This window comes from Vibrio eleionomae (assembly GCF_009874545.1).
In the GTDB taxonomy this organism is placed as follows: Bacteria; Pseudomonadota; Gammaproteobacteria; order Enterobacterales; family Vibrionaceae; genus Vibrio; species Vibrio nitrifigilis.
In genome coordinates, this window is record NZ_WEKT01000001.1 from 119,942 (window position 1) to 136,214 (window position 16,273).

The following is a 16,273-nucleotide window of genomic DNA, read 5'->3' on the forward strand; positions in this document are numbered from 1 at the left end:
CCACTGTTACGGTCTCACATATTCAAAAATGTTCTGCTTGGCTTTATCACCTCCGATCATTATCCTTACATGGCAATTAACGAGGTGAGATAAAGAAATGAATATTGTAATCGTGGGTCCTGGCGCTATAGGCTCACTGTGGGCTTACTCCTTATATCAGGCTGGGCACAAGGTCAGTTTGTGGAGTAAACACATTCGCCCGACTTCATCTCTTACTCTTGAAAACGTCGATGGTGAAATACATCCACACATCTCATTTCCAGCACAAGAATACTCTCAACTTAACCATGCAGATCTTATTTTGGTTACCGTTAAGGCTTGGCAAGTAACACAAGCCCTATCCCCTTTGCTTGAGCATATTCATACAGATACCATTTTGATGTTCATGCAAAATGGAATGGGGGCAACCGATCAATTATTCCCAGCGCTAAAACATTACCCAACATTACTTGCAACCACGACTCATGGTGCGTGGAAACCTTCGTCAGATTACGTTCGACATACTGGTCTTGGTCAAACCACGATCGGAGCTCTCAACAGTAAAGGAGAGTCATGCCAGTTTATTGCTGATGTTTTTGAGCATGCTTTACCAAATAGTCTTTGGGTCAATGATATTTCAGTGCCTTTATGGGCCAAATTAGCGGTAAATTGTGTGATTAATCCTTTAACAGCGATTCACCAATGTAAAAATGGTCAGTTGTTAAGTGACACATTTACCACCACGATCAACAAATTGGTGGAAGAATTGGTTTTAGTCATGTCGCAGGAAGGCATCTCTATCACACACGCTGTACTGCGCCAACAGATCTTGTCTGTTGCCCAAGCGACCGCCGATAATTTTTCCTCAATGCAACAAGATATTATTCATCAGCGCCCAACCGAGATAGACTTTATTAACGGTTACTTAGTAAAAATAGCCCAGCAGCATGGGATAAAAACACCAGAAAATAAGCAATTATTTCAACAAATTAAAAAATTAGAAAAACAATGGAGTCAATTATGACTAAAAAGATTTTAGTGCCAATTGCACCCGGTACGGAAGAAATGGAAGCCATTACCATTATTGATATTCTGACGCGTGCAGGCTACGAAGTGACCATTGCTAGTGCTGATTTCGAAGGCAATCTGACGATGAAAGCGTCTAGAGGAGTCACATTAACCGCAGATTGTACTCTTGTTGATATTGCTGATGATGAATTTGATGCTGTTGTTCTCCCCGGAGGGTTAGGTGGCGCAGAAGTCTTTCGTGACAGTACTGTGTTAATTGAGATCATTAAACAACAGAAATACGATGGTAAACTTGTGGCGGCAATTTGTGCTTCACCCGCCATCGTATTACAACATCACAATTTATTTTCTGGCGCTCTAATGACATGCCACCCAAATTTTCAGTCTGATATTCCAGCTGATTTATGGCGAGCTAAACGCGTCACTTTCGATGTGAATCAAAATTTGCTGACTAGCCAAGGTCCAGGCACGGCACTAGAATTTGCTATAGAAATTATTATTCGCTTATCAGGCAAGCCATTCGCCAAGCAAATTGCCGAGCCACTCGTGGTTCTACCTCAACTTCACTATGATAAACTCAGCGAAGAATAAGCAGTTACTAATGATCAATATTGAACAAATTAGAGCGCAGTTTCCAGCTTTAAATCAAAGTGTTAATGAATATGCATTAACATATTTAGATAACGCAGCCACCACTCAAAAACCTCAATGTGTCATTGACGCAATGGCTGATTATTACCAAACCCATAATGCCAATGTACACCGCGGTAGTCACCACCTCACCGCTCAAGCAACCACATTGTTTGAACAGGCACGAGAAACGGTTGCCCAATTCATTGGGGCTTGCTCTCCTGACACCGTTATTTGGACACGGGGCGCGACAGAATCGATTAATCTCGTTGCTCAAAGCTATGGCCGCCAGCAGCTGAGTGTTAACGATGAAATTTTGATCTGTGAAAATGAACATCACGCCAATATTGTCCCTTGGCAACTCATCGCGGAACAAACGGGTGCAAAAGTAATTAAAGTACCAATCACTCACAATGGTGAGTTTGATATTGATGCATTTAATTCTTTGCTTTCAACACGTTGTAAAATTGTCGCCATTGCCCATATCACCAATGTCACTGGCGCACGTCAGCCTATTGAGCAAGTGATTACTGCTGCTCATCAGATTGGAGCCAAAGTTCTGGTTGATGGCGCACAAGGCATTGTCCATGAGAAAGTGAATGTCACAGAACTGGATGCAGATTTTTATGTATTTTCAGGACATAAACTCTATGCCCCCAATGGCATCGGTGTTCTTTATGCTAAGCCAGAATTACTTGATACCATGCCTGTGTGGCAAGGTGGCGGCAAGATGGTTGATAAGGTGTCATTTGATACAGGCACAAGCTTTGCTCAAGCCCCTGCAAAATTTGAAGCGGGTACACCAAATGTCGCGGGAGCCATTGGCCTCGCTACGGCAATTAATTGGTATCGACAATTTGATCATCATGAGGTGAAGCAGCATATTCATCAATTGCAATTGAATGCCCAGATGGCGCTAAACACCATTGATGATATCAAAATTATCGGTTTTCAGCCTGATGCAGGTATCATCAGTTTTGTTATGCCAGGCGTTCATCATCAAGACATTGCTACTCTGTTGGATCAACAAGCTATTGCGGTACGAGAAGGACACCACTGCGCCCACCCACTGATGGATGCTCTGGGAATAAAAGGAACAGTAAGAATCTCGTTTGCTATTTACAACACACAACAAGATGTCGACCGCCTGATCTCCAGCGTAAAAAAGGCTGTGGATATACTGTAGCAACGCATCTTTTATTTTTATCGAGCGATAAATATTGGCTTTAATTCATTTAAAATAGATAATTTGCAAAATTTTACCAAAAATTGACTTACTTAAAGTTAGTATTTATGTATATTACAGTGTTAGTAGGAATTTTATATCTAATCCTATTAACACTATAAAAATTAAGTTAGTAACAATACCCTAAGCGTATTTATGAAAGATAAGATTGATGTTGTCTATACATGGGTCGATGGAAACGATCCTGAATGGTCAGCAAAAAAACAAGCATACTTTAAGGATAGCAATATTTTTAAAAATGATATCATCGATCAGGCTGGTGATATTCGGTATGTTGAAAACAATGAATTAAAATATTCATTACGTAGTATTGAAAAATATGCGCCTTGGGTAAATAAAATTTTTATTATCACAGATAACCAAATCCCTCATTGGTTAAAAACACATAAACAAATAGAAATAGTAGATCACACACAAATCATTCCTAATAAATATCTTCCAACCTTTAACTCTAGTGTTATAGAAGCTCACATACATAATATTAGTGGATTAAGTGATAAGTTTATTTATTTTAATGATGACATGTTCTTAGGTCGACCTTCAAAACCAAGCGACTTTTTCAAAAAAAACAAACCAAAGGTATTTACATCATCCATTTTAAAAAAAACAAGAAAGATAAAAGATAACCTCACTTATAATCAATTAGCTATTTATAAAAGCCGAGAGTTTATTGAAAATTATTATAACATAAGGCTTGGTTACGGATTAAAGCATGGGATTAGACCTATGATAAAATCTCGTTTAAAAGAAGTAAGCGACAAATTTTCTTTTACATATTCTGATTTTTTAAATGATAAATTTNCTTTTTCTTTACTCTACCTATATGAATTTAATGAGTTAGCCGAAAGAAAAGGGAAAAAGAAATATCTCAGAAACATACAAAAACATAATATACTAAAATTCATTCCTGGATTTTATCATCTAAGTGAAAGTAACCTAGCTTATTTCTTTGACAATTACACAAGACTTTCACCTTTAGTGTTTTGTATTAATGAAGTTGATACTAATTTAGATGAGTATGCTATTTTTTCACATGGACCATTAAGAAAAAAATTTAAAGCCGAAAAATAAATTTAAATAGATAGCTTAGAGATAACAACCTGTCGGCTTATTTGATTAAACTTAGATCTATACAGCCTGTCTCCTTAACGATAAATTATGCAATAGCACACACTTAGGGAGACAGCATGAAAGGAACACACTCAGCACTATTTATACTTGCCGCTATCGGCGGCTTGTCAGGGTGCCAAACCGTACCCACCACTTCACAATCAAGCTCAATATGGCCAATACAGAACCTACAATGGATTGGCGAAACTCGCATCCCTAACAACACTCACTTCAACCACACTTGGGTTGGTGGGCTTTCCGGTATTGATTACAACCCCAAAACAAAACAGTGGGTTGTGATCAGTGACGATCGTGTCGAGCATGGCCCAGCTCGGGCATACTTAGGTACCATGACCATCACTGCGACTCAAATATCACCATTCAAAATAAATCAGATGGTCACCTTATATCAACCGGATGACCACCCTTATTTATCCGCTAAGCAATTCGATCATCATGGTACAGTACCCGATTTTGAGTCCATCCGGTTTAATCCTAACAGCCACACTTTACGCTATACCAGTGAAGGGGACCGTAAGTTATGGCTGAATCCATTTATCAGGGATGCTTCTGTGCTCGACGGTCAATTTCGTGACTCGGTGGCCGTGCCTAAGCAAATTAAGCTACAAAATAAGCAACCGGAATACGGGTTCTACGATAATCTAGCATTAGAAGGCAGTAGTTTTACTCCATCCGGAGAGTACTATTTTGCTGCAATGGAAGCACCAGTTAAACAAGATGGAAATGTCCCAAATGGCAAGCACGGAGCGAATGCCCGACTCACGAAATACGATGCATCAGGACATATTGTTGCGGAGTATGTTTATCCTGTCGACGCTTGGCCTGCTAATCCTGACAAAGGAAAACATGCAGACAATGGCGTATCAGAAATTTTAGCTATTGATAATAATCACTTACTATTTTTAGAACGTGCTGGGATTCAAGATGCTAAAGGCAGCTATCATAATTTTATTCGCATTTATGAAGTTTCCACACAAGGTGCGACCAATGTTATGAATCAAGACAGCTTGGCATCAACATCGTTTAAGCCAATGAAAAAGCATTTATTACTCAATTTGAATACTCTGAATCTCAAGCAACTTGATAATATCGAAGGGATAAGTTTTGGGCCAACCTTAGAGGATGGAACTAAAACGTTAGTCTTGATCTCAGATAATAATTTCAATCGCCACGAAATAACTCAGCTATTGGCGTTTTCCATTCATTAATTACGGATAATACAAGCGAAGTCCCTGAGTGGGACTTCGTTTTTACTGGGAAATGTTTTTCACCTGATCAACGATGGCTTTCAAACCATTACCTCGTGATGGCGATAAATGACTCAACAGATTTAACCTTGTAAAATAACCATCGATATCAAACTGCTGTATTTGCTCGGCAGTGTGGCCATTATACGCAGCCATTACGATAGCAATTAAACCACGTACTATTCTCGCATCTGAATCTGCGTGAAAATACCACAAGCCATTATCCTCTTGCTTTGCAATCAGCCAAACCTGACTTTCGCAACCACTTACCTTTATCGTTTCAGATTTACATTCATCATCCATTATCGGGAGTTTTTTACCCCACATAACTATCTGACGATAACGATCTTCCCAACTGGTAAATTGTGACATGACATCAACAACCTGTTCGCTACTTATATCAGTACCAAAGGGAGAAGATGGAAAAGAGGACATAGCACACTCCAAGCGATACATTATTTACGATGTTTTTGAATCAATTTATCTACGATGCGAGACACAGCCACAAAGCCAAAACTCGCAGTCACAACGGTTGCGGCTCCAAACCCACTCGCACAGTCCATACGTTTAGGACCTTCAGCTGTCGCTTTTGTCCCACACACTGAACCATCAGCTTGCGGATATTTAAGTTGTTCTGTAGAAAACACACAATCAATGCCAAATTTACGGGCAGGATTCGTAGGGAAATTATGATGGCGACGCAGACGATCTTTAAGTTTTTTAGCCAGTGGGTCTTGAATGGTTTTAGTAAGATCAGCCACTGTAATTTGTGTTGGGTCTACTTGGCCACCAGCACCACCAGTGGTAATGACTTTGATTTTATTACTGCGACAATAAGCCAAAAGTGATGCTTTCGCCTTAACACTATCAATAGCATCTAAAACGTAGTCAAACTCTTTTGATAAGTATTCATGTTGATTGTCCGGCGTAATAAAATCGTCAATTAAATTGACTTTACACTCGGGATTAATCAATTTGACGCGCTCAGCCATCACTTCAATTTTGCTCTGACCAACAGTCCCAGTCATGGCATGAATTTGTCGGTTAATATTCGTCACGCACACATCGTCCATGTCGATCAACGTTAATTCACCGATTCCTGTTCTTGCCAACGCTTCTACTGCCCATGACCCAACACCGCCAATGCCTATGACGCAAACATGAGCTGCTCGCAAAATATCGACCTCATCGTAACCATATAAACGACGAGTACCACCAAAGCGTTGGTTGTAATTATCAGAAGCGGGGGAGTCAAGTTCACGCATAACACTATATCCAGATGCAGTTATTCAGCCAACTCGCCCTTAAAAAGCAGAATTGGGTGGTGTTATAAACACAAAGAGTGCGTTTTATACTCACTCTTGTCTAAAAAGTCTATTCTAACTTTTCTGGAGGCATAGCCCAAGGTGATTGTGTCGTGGAATCTTTGAGGCCCAACTTCCATACTCGACCAAAGTGCTTGTAATGCCCAGCCTCAGTGCCGGCTCTAGGCCCCATACCATGATATAAATCGAGATGATTATCTTTCACCGCGCCGCCGGTATCTAACACAATCAGCAGTCGCAGTTCATGAGTACCAGACCAAGTACCATCCGCATTAAGTAATGGCACTTCTGCCAAAATTGGTGTCCCCATTGGGAGAATAGAACGATCGCCAGCCACTGATGCCATTGGTAACAAAGGAACGCCAGCCGTACCGGTTACCGGAGCTGCCGCTCTTGGTTGGAAGAACACGTACGATGGGTTTTGCTCGAGTAACTCTTTAACTTGTTGCTCGTTATGGCTATCAACCCACTCTTTGATGGCTTTAAGTGACATTTTTTCTCTTGGCACTTCACCTTCATCAATCAAGATTTTACCAATTGAAATATACGCTTTGTTGTTCTTTCCTGCGTAAGCAAAATACTCGAGTGTGTCATCATCGCCAAAGTGAACAAAACCGCTGCCTTGCACTTCCATAATAAACGGGTCAATCAAATTGCTCGAATACCCTAGCTCGAGATTTTTCCCGTTGAGTGCCCCATCGTATATTTGCGCTCGTGTTGGGCAATCGACATCACATTCTGGTTTTGCGTAAACCGGGTATTTATAAGTTTCATTGGCTTGATGGCGTAGTTCAATCACCGGTGAAAAATAGCCAGTAAATAACACATTACCTTCGCTATCTCCTCCGCCTAACTGCGCAGTTTGAATACCATACTTAGCGAGCTCGGATGGATCACCACTTTCAAGAGACCACTCTTTAAGTTTTTCATACAACGGTTGATAAACATTAGCGAGAGATGGAGATGTTTCTACGACTTCATCACTCTGCTTAGCAAAAGTCGCGTAGTCACGTGGAGAGTTGGATGATATGTGGTCGACTCGGTTTAAGCGATCCGGAAAGGTCTTATCTAAATATTGTTGACCACGATCTGTTGGAGCACAACCAAACAGTAAAGCAACACAAGCAAGAGGCAAAAAACGTTTAATCACAAGCTAGTTATCCGTAAATTTAGGTACGGTCCAAGCATGGCAAACTCAAGCCTTTAGCGCAACGTTAGAAACGTTACCTGATGTTATTTTTGTATTTTCCTGACAGGCGATAGACAGGGTTATAATACGACGGAGTAATTAACTTCATTTCGGTATTCGAGTTATCAGCCATCTTATATTTGTATTCGATGCCCCCTACCTCATAACTTAAATACACACCATCAAAATCATAATCAGTCGTAACAGTGTGCCCATGTATGACAATCGCATTCTTTCTGATCTCAATCGTCATCGCTGCGTAATGCGCCACATTTTGCTCGACCCAATCTCCTATAATACTTTTTTTAGGAGAAAGTGCAGATTGAGCTTTGTGATACAAAAAACCATAGAGAACTGCAACACAGATAGTGCCAACTAAAGCAAATGTCAATAACGACCACTCTACGATCTTCTTTTTGTCTTTGGCCACTATAATCTACCTGTCAAGGACATCGAATGAGGACTTTATCAAAAGTGTAACCCACAAGAGGTATAGTCCCAAGGAATGTCGCAATTAATTCCACAAGAGCGCAAAAAAAACTTGTTTATACCTGAATAAAAAGTCATTATTTAGACATATTTAAACAAAAGGAACGTTTAGCAGTGAAATTTCGCAGTACCGCACTTGTCAAAGGGTTTAGACAATCTGCACCTTATGTCAACGCTCACCGTGGTAAAACCATGGTGGTTATGCTTGGTGGCGAAGGCATTGCAGATAAAAACTTCCCTAATATTATCAGTGATTTGGCACTTCTACATAGTTTAGGGATCAAGATTGTTCTTGTCTATGGTGCTCGTCCTCAGATCAACGATCTGCTTACTGCTAAAGATCATTCAACTCCCTACCATAAAGGTGTCCGCATCACTGATGAGCTCACGTTAGGTTTAGTTATGCAGGCCGCTGGTCAGTTACAATTGGCCATTACAGCTCGCTTATCAATGAGTATGAATAACACCCCAATGGCGGGGAATAAACTCAACATCGTTAGTGGTAATTTCGTTATTGCTCAACCCCTTGGCGTCGATGACGGTATTGATTACTGCCATAGTGGCAGAGTAAGAAGAATCGATATTGAAGGCATTAATCGTATCCTCGACCAAGACTCTGTGGTCTTGCTTGGCCCTATCGCAAGCTCAGTGACAGGGGAATGCTTCAACTTACTATCAGAAGAAATTGCCACCCAAGTTGCTATTCGACTTAAAGCCGACAAGCTGATTGGCTTCTGTTCTGAGCAAGGGATTATCGATGAAAAAGGTAATGCAATTGCAGAACTATTTCCGACTGAAGTAGAAGAGCTGATTCAACGTCTTGAGTCTGAAAGTAACCCAGAGTTAGATGACACTACTGGCACATTGCGCTTTTTACGTGCTTCCGTTTCTGCTTGCCGTGCCGGTGTACCCCGTAGCCATTTAGTGAGCTACAAAGATGACGGTGCAGTACTGCAAGAGCTATTTTCTTTTGATGGTATCGGAACCCAAGTGGTCACAGCTCGTACCGAACAGGTTCGCCAAGCCCATATCGATGATATTGGTGGCATTTTTGATCTGATTCTTCCTCTTGAAGAAAAAGGAATTTTGGTGCGCCGCTCTCGTGAACAACTGGAACAAGAAATACACAAATTTACGGTTATTGAGAAAGACGGGCTCATTATTGGGTGTGCCGCATTGTACACCTACCATGAAGAAAAAATGGCCGAGATGGCTTGCGTTGCCATTCACCAAGATTATCGAGATGGTCATCGTGGTTTAGTGCTACTGAATCATATGAAGCATGAGGCTAAAAATATCGGTATTAAGCAGTTGTTTGTCTTAACAACACAAAGTTTACACTGGTTCAGAGAGCAAGGCTTTAACGAAGTCGGTGTCGAAGCCCTTCCTGTTGCGAAACAACACCTTTATAACTACCAACGCCGCTCAAAAATTCTCGTATTGAAGCTGTAATAACTCCATTCAAACAAATTCAATAAGTTGCATATAACCCCCTACTCAGGGGGTTATTTTTGAATGCAACTAATTTCATCAATTAAACACTTTATAACCACTTTCTTTTTGAGTACAAACTGTGTAAAATTCGCTCACCTTGTGATTCAGGTCATGTTTTACTGAGCACTCAAAAAGAGGTTGAGCACGTCTAAAGGAAGCGGTAAGTGCGCGAAAAGCGGAGCAGAAGGAAGCAGACGACCAGCCTTATAGTAAATATTCAAAGGATAGATATTGATGGCAAGGATGATTTTTACTACTGATAACCACCAAATTCAGAGCAATAAATCAATGAAAACCGTCATTTGCAACTCACTGCAAAGTTTTTGGGATATGGCTGATAATGAACTCTTAGAAGGGCTCAACGTCCACTGTGTTTTTCATGCTAATACCCAGTTAAGATCTTATATGTTGGGCATTAGAGAACGCTACAAGATTAACAACATTAGTTTCTCAAGTGTCGTCGCTCCAAATCCCATCTAAGAGAATATACCCAAGTACCAGGGAGACCACATCTCTCCCTAATACAGTTACAGACGTTCGCTTAAGCCGCTGGCACGCAGCGTCTGTAGTTTAATACCACGCTTAAGTATCCCCGTGTCACAGTAAAGATCGAGTCTCTTTTTCGCCCGAGTGATCCCGGTATAAATCAGTTCACGCGTCAAAATAGGGCTAAACTCTGGTGGCAAGATCATCAATGCATGTTCAAACTCACTCCCTTGTGATTTGTGAATTGTCATAGCATAAGCGGTTTCATGTGGCGGCACTCTGCTTGGCAGCACGCCTTTCACACTACCATCTGGCAATTCAAAATAGACTTTTAGTCTTGAGGTTGAATCACTCTCATCGCGCATACAGATGCCAATATCACCGTTATACAAACCTAACGCATGATCATTACTCGTCACCATGACCGGCCTACCGTGATACCACTGCTCATCTTGCACTTTTATTTTATTTCTAGCGACGAGTCCTCGCTCAATACGATGATTGAGCCCTATTACACCAAAGTCGCCATCACGTATCGCACAGAGTAAACGTACTTGGTTAAAGCGTTGCAATACTGTTTTCGCTTTTAGTGGCATGGATATTTGTTGACTTTCACTATAGAAACTCTGGTTTGTCGCTTCCAAATAAAACGAATAGGATTTCACCAATGCTTGGATCATCTGATTGTAAGCATCACTACTTAAAGCATGGTGAGTAATATCATCAAACTCTCGTTGCCATACTTGGTCGACTTTTAAACCCTGCCCCGAATTCACCGCTTTCGCTAATTGCCCAATGCCAGAGCTGGCGTTAAACCGATAGCTTTTCTGTAACATACAAAGACAATCAGCAATTGAAGTTACATTGGTTTGATGCACTGATGCCAGTGAGTCATAGCCAGTCAAGTTAGCAAGCAGTTGCCCTTGTGTTAGGCTATACCCTTGGCGTAAAAAAGAGCAAATATCCCCTAACACAGCTCCTGCTTCAACTGATGCCAACTGATCTTTATCACCTAACAACACTAAACGCGCATGTTTAGGTAAAGCCTCAACGAGTTTGACCATAAGTGGTAAATCCACCATGGAAGCTTCATCTACCACCAACAAATCGAGGTGTAATGGATTGTGTTGATTATGGCGAAATTCAGCACTGTTTGGCATGGCTCCCAACAATCGATGTATGGTGCTCGACTCGGTTGGAATAAGCGTTTTTAGTTCAGGCTCTACGGGTAATTGATTGACTGCTTTTGCAATAGACTCAGTAAGACGCGCAGCAGCTTTACCTGTCGGCGCTACCAATTTGATGGTGAGGCTTTGCTTAGCTTGGCTAATCAATGCCGCAAGCAATTTCGTCACCGTCGTCGTTTTTCCCGTTCCAGGGCCACCAGAGATCACGGTAAAGCGACGAGTTAAAGCCACAGCAGCCGCTGTTTTTTGCCAATTCAAACAAGCTGAAAGAGGAACTAAGTGATCAAGCTGATTAAGGTCTTGCGCTGTTGTCGCCTGCGTTAAACACACATCTATCGCTTGCCAATTCAAACCATCAGGGGCAACGATATCAAGCACATCAATCAGCTTTCTCTGCCGCTCAACCTCAGTTGTCGATTCTTGTAACGCTTGCATTACCCAGTGATAGTCACGACTAAACAAATTATCCAATCGCGCTCTGAGTGTTGAAAGCTCACCAGGCTCAATTGCGACAGGGGCAGCTAGCGAGTTCAATCGCTGAGATAATGCTATTTCATAATACCAGTAGCGATGTAAATAAAGACGCTTGCCATCAAAAACCAGAGGAACACCATGCTGCTGATGTTGTTGTTCAGTCAAAGCAACTAAGCTAGATGAACGCAACAGCTCAACCCAATCCGTTTCGATCCAGTCACGTTTAAAGGCGTCAGCACTGGCACCAAATAAGCCGAGCTTAGCCAGAATATCCGTTAGCTGACCGTGATTATCCCACATAGGTAAACAGATATGTCCACGCCCTAACTCAGCACTTAAAGCAGCCGCAAGCACTGCTAAAGGCAGCTCATTGTCATCACATTGGGAAGCGATAAAACGCGCAAACTGATAATCAAGCTGACGAATCGTCCCTTGCTGCGCGAGTAAAGATAAATCCGATAAAAGGGAAGACATTATAAATCGAGCTCCATTTGTCCTGCTGAAGTGGCGCGTGCGTCTGGCTGATGCCCATCGATCAGTTGATCTAAATCCGTCAAAAATTGCTTACTCGGTTTAGCGTGAAAAATTCCGTGGTTAGGTTGCCCATCAATCCCCCGCAAGAACAGATAATAAACGCCACCAAAATGTTGCTCATAATCATAGTTGGCGACTCGACTACGTAAAAAGCGATGCAACGCCAGTGAATAAATCTGATACTGAAGATCGTAACGGTGCTCTGCCATTGCGGATTCTAGTCGCCCACCTTGATACGCTTCTGGTTCATCACCCAGATGGTTCGATTTCCAGTCCAATACATAGTATTTCCCTTGATGTTCAAATACCAAATCGATGAAACCTTTCAACATGCCCTGCACAGTCGAAAACCCTAGATTGCCCGCTTTAGCCGACAAAGGATCATGGCGCTGAGTTATGCGATTCAAGCTTGGGGAATCTAATACCACCAGCGGTAATAAAAACTCCATTTCAACCAAACGTTGCTCTGATGTTTTGCTTCCTAAACAGAGCTTCTTACCATCTAAAGCGGTGTTCATTACCTGATCAACTAACTGTTGTAATACCGGTAACCATTCAACATCAAGTTGTTCCCGTTCTAACAAATCCATCAGAACTTGAGTATTATTTTCACTGGTTGCGGGTTCGGTAAATTCAACATGCTCAAAGACACTATGTAAGAAGGTTCCCGGTTGCGCTCCTTTCGGAAAGGTAAAAATCGTCCGTTCAGGCTCTAGCAGTAATGTTTCATCATGCTCATCAGCCGAGTCGATATCAAAGCCCGATATTTCTACGGTAGCATCCACGCTATGGTGGCTCCCTTGCTTCACTAATCCAGAGTAACTGGTCATTCGCCAATGGCGATCAATCGGAGTGGTTAATTCTTGGATAGGCAGACTGTCTTGCTCTTGAGCAACGGGTACAAATGGCGTATCAGGTAACTCAAGCGGTGATGTCACTTGCGCATTCAACCCATCAATGGCTTGATGTAAAGAGTGCTCAAGTAAATCGATGCCACCTTCTTGACCATTTTGTAGCAAATATCCCATTGCACTTTGATGAACACCTGATGGCTCTTTGGTTGAGCGACCATTACGCAGAGGAGCCACGCCAATAAAACAGCCATATACTGCTCGGGTTAACGCCACATAAATCAAACGTAAATCTTCAGCTAACCGCTCTTTATCTGCCTGTTGTAATGCAGAGCTATCGCCAGTGATATCTAACATGGTTTTACCACTATTGGGATCGTAATACTTCCCTTCAGACGCAGCCCGGTAGCCGATAACAAAAGGCAAAAAGACCAAGTCGTATTCCAAACCTTTCGATTTGTGAATGGTAACAATCTGTACCAAATGTCGCTCAGATTCCAAACGCTGAATTTGATCTTCTGCACCACCAAAACCTTGTTCAACATCACTAATCGTCTGGGCTAACCAGCGCAACAATCCATGGTCACTATCGATATCTTGATTGGCTTGCTGCAATAATTCGCCAATATGTAAATAATCGGTTAAGTAGCGCTCCCCGTCCGATTCAGCCAACCAACGCTCAGCAATATGGCGTTGACTTAACACCGCACGAAGCATCGGTAATACGCCTCGGTTAACCCACAGTTGCCGATAGGACTTAAACTCGTTGACAGCATTCTCCCACTCATTTTCATCATTATTGAGAGCATCAAGCTGGCGTGCATTCAAAGCAAAAAGCGGACTGGCCAGTGCCGCTCGCAACGTGCGATCATTTTCGGGGGTTAACACCGCTTGTAGTAAACGCTGAATATCTTGCGCAATTGAACTGGTAAACACGCTGTCACGATTCGACAAATAGACGCTGGCAATACCTTGTTTAGCTAATGCCTCTTTAACCAAACGCCCTTCATTTCCCGTTCTGACCAGCACAGCAATATCACCCGCCTCAATGGCTTTAGATTGATTAAACGTTGCTTGTCCTTGCTGCGCTTGGGTTAATATGGCTTGAATTTGACTGGCCGTCGCCGTTGCCATCGTAGTTAAATAATCGCCTTTAGTGATTAACTGTCCCTCTGTATCTGGTAACCAATAAGTGAGTGCAGGCTGTTGCTGCTCACCTAAATACCAATGTTTACTGGCAGCGGTTGGGCTCGCTTTTACCGGATAAAAGGGAATATCTTGATCATAAATAAAAGGGCTATCTGGATTGGTAAAGACTTGATTAACGCACGCAACCATATCCGCACTAGAACGCCAGTTCGTTCCTAACGTGTAATGAGTGGTCACCTGGTTACGCGCGCGGATATAAGTAAAGATGTCGGCACCACGAAACGCATAAATTGCCTGTTTGGGGTCTCCAATCATAAATAAGCCTGTCGCTGGATTATCCAGATAGATTCGACTAAAAATACTGTATTGCAGAGGGTCGGTATCTTGGAATTCATCAATCATGGCAACCGGATAAAGCTGACGAATACGCTCAGCGAGTAAGCCTTGTTCATCCTCATCAAGCGCTGCAGAAAGCTGAGTTAACAAATCATCAAACGACAACCACTGCTTAGTCTGCTTCGCCTTCGCTAGCATAGTTCGACATTCTTGAATGGCATGAGCGATCAAAGGGGCTTCTAAACTCACAGGACGTTCGAGAAACTGTTCGATTGCGACAAACAGCTCATGCGTCGGAGCATTACCTTTTGGTGTTTTCTCGATCAGCTGATGTTGGGCAAATTTCTCTAGTTTATCGGGGATATCATAACCCGTTGTTTCCATTGCAGCCCAATGACTGACCGCTTCAACCCACTGTGGCAGAGACTTTTTACTATAACTGCGTTTGTTAATATCAGAACCTGCAATCCAACCTTCGATGTCATCTTGATGCTCGCGCCACAGCGCTTTCAACTCATCAATTTTACTTAAATTCTGCTGATGTAATTGCGCTAAATCACCACTCATTGGTAGCGTAGTCAAGGTCAAAGGAGAACCAGTCAGGTAACCACCGATTTTTGCTAACAAGTCATCTGGTGATCCCCACATACGGCGAATTTCCGCCGCCAATGCAAGTGGCAGTGGATAAAATTGACGACGCCAATAGTCCGCAACGACTTGTGCTTTCAGTTGGCTTTCATCGGTAACAAACTCATTATTGAAGCGACTTCCTGATTCAAACGCATTTTGTGTCAGCATTCGTTGGCAAAAACCATGAATGGTATACACCGCCGCTTCATCCATTTGACGTTCAGCTTCGGTTAACAATTTAACGGCTAAAGGATGATCTTCATAATCAACTAGCAACGGGTTTATGACCGGGTCGCTACTCTGACCCCGAGAAAAAGCAATTTTAGCATCATGAATACGAGCTCGAATACGATCACGCAATTCTGCTGTTGCAGCCTCGGTAAAGGTCACGACCAAAATTTGGTCCACCGTTAATGGCATCTGGTGGCGAGTGTCTAAAGAGCCATGTCCAAGTAATAAACGTAGATACAGACCGGCAATGGTAAATGTCTTCCCAGTCCCTGCGGACGCTTCGATTAAACGCGCTCCATGCAGAGGGAATGTCATGGGATCGAGAGCAACGGGTTTTATATCTGATGTTGCAGTCATGATTTAATTACCTTCTTTAACGTCATACACCTGGTTATTCGCCAAGAGACTTCTGTGTGATCTAAACAACATTATTGGTATTTAGTCGCTATTTTAGGGGCAATGCCCTCATTTTGTGAGATCTTGTTCACGGCGCACCATACTGGTGCCCGTTACAATCGCCGCATAACATATCTTAACGGATATAAACCTATTACAGGTCCCTCTGACCCGTGGCCGTACAGTAAACACCCTACACTTATAATGATTTCCTGGCGGCCACAAATACCTTTCTCATTC

At 42.2% G+C, this 16,273-nt stretch carries 13 protein-coding genes; 7 read left to right on the forward strand and 6 right to left on the reverse strand.

Annotation, left to right across the window (positions count from 1 at the left end; genetic code table 11):
• Positions 1 to 97: 97 nt before the first annotated feature.
• The 5 genes from panE (at position 98) to F9817_RS00665 (ending at position 5,223) form a co-directional block, all read left to right on the forward strand.
• A complete protein-coding gene (gene panE / locus F9817_RS00645; protein ID WP_161153025.1) occupies positions 98 to 1,003 on the forward strand; it encodes a 2-dehydropantoate 2-reductase in 906 nt (301 codons plus the stop codon).
• A complete protein-coding gene (locus tag F9817_RS00650; protein WP_161153026.1) occupies positions 1,000 to 1,599 on the forward strand; it encodes a DJ-1 family glyoxalase III in 600 nt (199 codons plus the stop codon). The genes panE and F9817_RS00650 overlap by 4 nt, the downstream gene beginning before the upstream one ends.
• A 10-nt stretch (positions 1,600 to 1,609) precedes the next feature.
• Positions 1,610 to 2,824 (forward strand): cysteine desulfurase CsdA, encoded by a 1,215-nt coding sequence (gene csdA, locus F9817_RS00655; protein ID WP_161153027.1) that lies wholly within the window; start codon positions 1,610 to 1,612, stop codon positions 2,822 to 2,824.
• Between the two features lie 195 nt (positions 2,825 to 3,019).
• A complete protein-coding gene (locus F9817_RS00660) occupies positions 3,020 to 3,955 on the forward strand; it encodes a stealth family protein (RefSeq protein WP_161153028.1) in 936 nt (311 codons plus the stop codon).
• Positions 3,956 to 4,071: 116 nt separating this feature from the next.
• Positions 4,072 to 5,223 (forward strand): esterase-like activity of phytase family protein, encoded by a 1,152-nt coding sequence (locus F9817_RS00665; protein ID WP_161153029.1) that lies wholly within the window; start codon positions 4,072 to 4,074, stop codon positions 5,221 to 5,223.
• A gap of 42 nt (positions 5,224 to 5,265) precedes the next feature.
• On the opposite strand, the gene csdE is transcribed toward F9817_RS00665, so the two are convergent.
• The 4 genes from csdE to F9817_RS00685 all read right to left on the reverse strand — a co-directional run bounded on the left by csdE (position 5,266) and on the right by F9817_RS00685 (position 8,206).
• Positions 5,266 to 5,697 carry a cysteine desulfurase sulfur acceptor subunit CsdE gene (gene csdE / locus F9817_RS00670; protein ID WP_161153030.1) on the reverse strand — a complete coding sequence of 144 codons (432 nt, stop codon included), beginning with the start codon at positions 5,695 to 5,697 and terminating at the stop codon, positions 5,266 to 5,268.
• Positions 5,698 to 5,717: 20 nt separating this feature from the next.
• Positions 5,718 to 6,527: a tRNA cyclic N6-threonylcarbamoyladenosine(37) synthase TcdA gene (gene tcdA, locus F9817_RS00675; RefSeq protein ID WP_161153031.1), complete on the reverse strand. Its 810-nt coding sequence runs from the start codon at positions 6,525 to 6,527 to the stop codon at positions 5,718 to 5,720.
• A 109-nt stretch (positions 6,528 to 6,636) separates the two neighbouring features.
• Positions 6,637 to 7,737 carry a murein transglycosylase A gene (gene mltA, locus F9817_RS00680; protein ID WP_161153032.1) on the reverse strand — a complete coding sequence of 367 codons (1,101 nt, stop codon included), beginning with the start codon at positions 7,735 to 7,737 and terminating at the stop codon, positions 6,637 to 6,639.
• Between the two features lie 73 nt (positions 7,738 to 7,810).
• Positions 7,811 to 8,206: a DUF2850 domain-containing protein gene (locus tag F9817_RS00685; protein WP_329604796.1), complete on the reverse strand. Its 396-nt coding sequence runs from the start codon at positions 8,204 to 8,206 to the stop codon at positions 7,811 to 7,813.
• 173 nt (positions 8,207 to 8,379) lie between these two features.
• Between F9817_RS00685 and argA the strand changes: the two genes are divergently transcribed.
• Both argA and F9817_RS24365 read left to right on the forward strand, forming a co-directional pair.
• Positions 8,380 to 9,717 (forward strand): amino-acid N-acetyltransferase, encoded by a 1,338-nt coding sequence (gene argA, locus F9817_RS00690; protein WP_161153033.1) that lies wholly within the window; start codon positions 8,380 to 8,382, stop codon positions 9,715 to 9,717.
• A 330-nt stretch (positions 9,718 to 10,047) separates the two neighbouring features.
• Complete coding sequence (locus F9817_RS24365; RefSeq protein WP_161153141.1) at positions 10,048 to 10,239, forward strand: hypothetical protein; 192 nt, start codon at positions 10,048 to 10,050, stop codon at positions 10,237 to 10,239.
• 47 nt (positions 10,240 to 10,286) lie between these two features.
• On the opposite strand, the gene recD is transcribed toward F9817_RS24365, so the two are convergent.
• Together recD and recB are read right to left on the reverse strand one after the other, a co-directional pair.
• The gene (gene recD, locus F9817_RS00700) at positions 10,287 to 12,380 is read right to left on the reverse strand and encodes an exodeoxyribonuclease V subunit alpha (RefSeq protein ID WP_161153034.1); all 2,094 of its coding nucleotides are present in this window, start codon (positions 12,378 to 12,380) and stop codon (positions 10,287 to 10,289) included.
• Entirely contained in the window at positions 12,380 to 15,994 is a 3,615-nt protein-coding gene (recB, locus tag F9817_RS00705) for an exodeoxyribonuclease V subunit beta (RefSeq protein ID WP_161153035.1), read from the reverse strand. The genes recD and recB overlap by 1 nt, the downstream gene beginning before the upstream one ends.
• Positions 15,995 to 16,273 lie beyond the last annotated feature (279 nt).